The sequence below is a fragment of the Streptomyces canus genome, assembly GCF_001514145.1.
Lineage (GTDB): Bacteria > Actinomycetota > Actinomycetes > Streptomycetales > Streptomycetaceae > Streptomyces > Streptomyces canus.
This window is the reverse complement of the sequence record NZ_KQ948720.1, coordinates 1-1,190: the sequence shown is the minus strand read 5'-3', so window position 1 is coordinate 1,190 and position 1,190 is coordinate 1. Positions and strand designations below refer to the sequence as shown.

Annotated in this window: 1 protein-coding gene; it reads right to left on the bottom strand. The window is 72.2% G+C overall.

The window, feature by feature from the left end; genetic code table 11:
• A partial coding sequence (araA, locus tag AQJ46_RS51205) for an L-arabinose isomerase (protein WP_059212221.1) occupies positions 1-1,190 on the bottom strand: 1,190 nt, incomplete at both ends.

The window sequence follows — 1,190 nt, the reverse complement described above, 5'->3', positions numbered from 1 at the left end:
TCCGCGAGTGAGGGGCGCGGCTTCCACACCGCCCGGGCCACGGGGAGCTGGGGCAGGGGCTCGCTGGGGCCGACGACGTCGACGGCGTTGGCGGTCAGCCGGAAGCGGTCGCCCAGGTCGCAGAGGCCGACGACGACGGCGGGGCCCTCGGCCGCGTCGAAGACCAGGCGGACCGGGTCCTCGCGGCCGCCGATGGACAGGGGGTGGATCTCGCAGCGGGGGCGGGCGGCGGCCACCGAGGGGCAGACCTCCAGCATGTGGGCGCCGAGCACGCGCGGGGTGCCGGGGCCGAGGTGGTAGGTGTAGTCCTCCATGAAGGTGGTGCCGCCGGACTGGCCCTGGCCCATGACCTTCATGGTGCGCAGCAGTGCGGAGGTCTTCCAGTCGCCTTCGCCGCCGAAGCCGTAGCCGTCGGCCATCAGGCGCTGGACGGCCAGGCCGGGCAGCTGGCGCAGCCCGCCGAGGTCCTCGAAGTTGGTGGTGAAGGCGGTGAAGCCGCCCTCGGTGAGGAAGGTGCGCAGGCCCAGTTCCTGGCGGGCGGCGTACAGGAGCGAGTCGTGGCGGATGCCGCCGGGGCGCAGGGCGGGCACGACGTCGTAGGACTCGACGTATTCGGCGGCGAGTTCGGCGGCCGCCTTGTCCTCGACGGCGTCGACGACGGCGACCAGGTCGTTGACCGCGTAGGTGTTGACCGAGAACCCGAACCGCATCTGGGCCTCGACCTTGTCGCCCTCGGTCACCGCGACATCGCGCATGTTGTCGCCGAAGCGCGCCAGACGCAGCGTGCGGGAGGCGTGCCGGCCGACGGCGGCGCGGGCCCAGGCGGCGATGCGCCGCACGACCCTGGGGTCGGTGGCATGACCGGCGACGATCTTGCGGTCGACGCCGACGCGGGACTCGATGTGGGCGAACTCGCGGTCGCCGTGGGCGGCCTGGTTGAGGTTCATGAAGTCCATGTCGATGCTCGGCCAGGGCAGCGACAGGTTGTACTGGGTGTGCAGGTGCAGCAGGGGCACGTCCAGGGCGGCGAGGCCGGCGATCCACATCTTGGCCGGGGAGAAGGTGTGCATCCACACGATCACTCCCACACAGGTGTCGGAGGCGGAGGCCTCCTGGCACATCCGGCGGATCGAGTCGGCGTCGGTGAGCACGGGCTTCCACACGATCCGGACCGGGACCTTGCCGGGGCC